The organism is Paenisporosarcina macmurdoensis (assembly GCF_042658845.1).
GTDB classification, from domain to species: domain Bacteria; phylum Bacillota; class Bacilli; order Bacillales_A; family Planococcaceae; genus Paenisporosarcina; species Paenisporosarcina macmurdoensis.
In genome coordinates, this window is sequence record NZ_JBHSRI010000014.1 from 1 (window position 1) to 2,073 (window position 2,073).

Here is a 2,073-nt window from a genome sequence, read left to right on the forward strand (position 1 = left end):
AGGCACATTCAGAATCATAGAAGACTGATAGTTTTGTAGAGAGTCCTGAGAGGGGCTTTTTCTTTTGGAAAAGTTTTTAATGAATTTCATTTTCCACCACCACCAGTTTCTCGCGCACGTTGTTTGTTGTTGTTTTTATATCTTTTGTTTAAAGTACTTTGTTTTAACTGTTTTAGGCAGCCCTTGAGGCATTGGTATGACTGGTTTTTTGAGGTCTAACTATTACATTTTCGATTCAAACTATTACATTTTCGATTCGAACTATTACATTTTCGATTCCTTAACTATTACATTTTCGATTCAAACTATTACATTTTCGATTCGAACTATTACTTCGATTGATAATAGCGTAATAAATAACTTTACACAGTGTGTTTGAGTGGTTTATATTGATAGTAGTATTACAAATACATAAGTCTAGTAATAAAAGGATGGGGAGATTTTATTTGCAAGGAAATTATATGGTTACACAATCTAATAATCTGATTGAAGCTCGTCATTTGAAGCCATTAACGGCAAGAGAACAAAAAATAGTACTGACTATGGTGAGTATGATTCAACCGACTGACAAAGACTTCATGGATTATCGCATTTCGATTCGTGAATTTCATGAGTTGTTAGGGCTTTCTGGTCGAGAACATTACACTGAAATAAAAGAAATCGCGAAAGAACTTATGTCAAAGAGCATTGAGATCCCTAAAGATGATGGAGGTTGGATACTGGCGAATTGGATTTCAAGTGCTGACTATATCAAAGGAGAAGGCGTTATTGCTTTGTCTTTTTCACCAAAACTTTTGCCGTACCTCTTACAATTAAAAAACGCATTTACGTCTTATCGGTTGAGTAATATTCTGTCTCTGAAAAGTACCTATTCCATTCGTTTGTACGAATTGATGAAGAAATGGCAACATCTTGGATATTGGGAATGTCCAGTAGAAAGTTTGCGTGAAAAATTAGGGGCAACAACGAAAACATATAGTCTTTACGGGAATTTCAAACACAGGGTGTTATCTTTTGCTATTAACGAAATTAACGAAAAAACAGACTTACATATTACTATCAAGGAACTTAAAAAAGGACGGAAAGTAGATAAAATAGAGTTTTCCATTCAGCATTTCAAAGAAAAAGAAATTCGATTACCTGAAAAGCCAAAGAAAGAACTACAGGCACCTTCCATAAATGAAATTCGCGAACGACTGAATGGCTCAACAAAAAGCTACAAATTTGATAAAGCTTACTTTGCTGATATTTACGCAACTGCACTTACAGTTTGGCAAGAACAGGCTGAATATGAACTGAGTTTGCTCGTGAAATACGTCAATAATGATTCAACTGTCAGTAATCCCTTAGGTTTTATTAGAGCAAAACTTAAATTAGCATTACAGCAACATGTTTCGGGCGATAAGATTAGTTTTAATGAATTACAAAAAGGCAGCCGATCAACTGGAAGACAAGAAGTTATTCCTAATTGGTTTCACGAAAGGAATACATCTAAAGAAGAGACAGTTGCAACCGTAGTGACTGAAGAATATCAAGAAAAGAAACGCGCATTGCTCGAAAGTCTTGGTAAGTCTCCTGAAGAAATTGAAGAGGAAATGAACGGGTGAATAGCGAACAGTAAGAAAAGTCCTCCACGAAATAAGAGGACTTTTTTATTTGGAGTAGCAGCATCCGATTCAAGTGAGAGTGCCCATTTACACACCCTGAGAAAATCGGTTGTTTTTGGGCGACTTCCAGTCGTAAATAATGCGATGCATTGGACCTGCAGGGGCTGCGATATCATCGGCCATACTTGGAAGACCTTATTCAACTAACGAAGAAGGTTAGTTGAACAAGATAAATTAGCAAATGGAAAGAGAGATGTCTTAATTTATGGGGAAATTTTTAAACATCTTTGTGTTTATTATGTACTTTTATGTTTTTTATACGTTGTCTGAGGAGTACTTTGGTTGGATTACGAGTCCTGATCACAATTTACTGTTACAGCTTATGTATCCACTTAGTATTGTTATGGTTGCAATCATTGCTACTGTGATATCAATTAAATACATAAAGAGAAATCAAAAATGATCA

General features: G+C 35.2%; 1 protein-coding gene. It reads left to right on the forward strand.

Annotation, left to right across the window (positions count from 1 at the left end):
* Positions 1-446: 446 nt before the first annotated feature.
* Positions 447-1,607, forward strand: coding sequence for a replication initiation protein (locus ACFPYN_RS09475; protein ID WP_377733777.1), 1,161 nt, complete (start codon positions 447-449; stop codon positions 1,605-1,607).
* Positions 1,608-2,073: the final 466 nt, after the last annotated feature.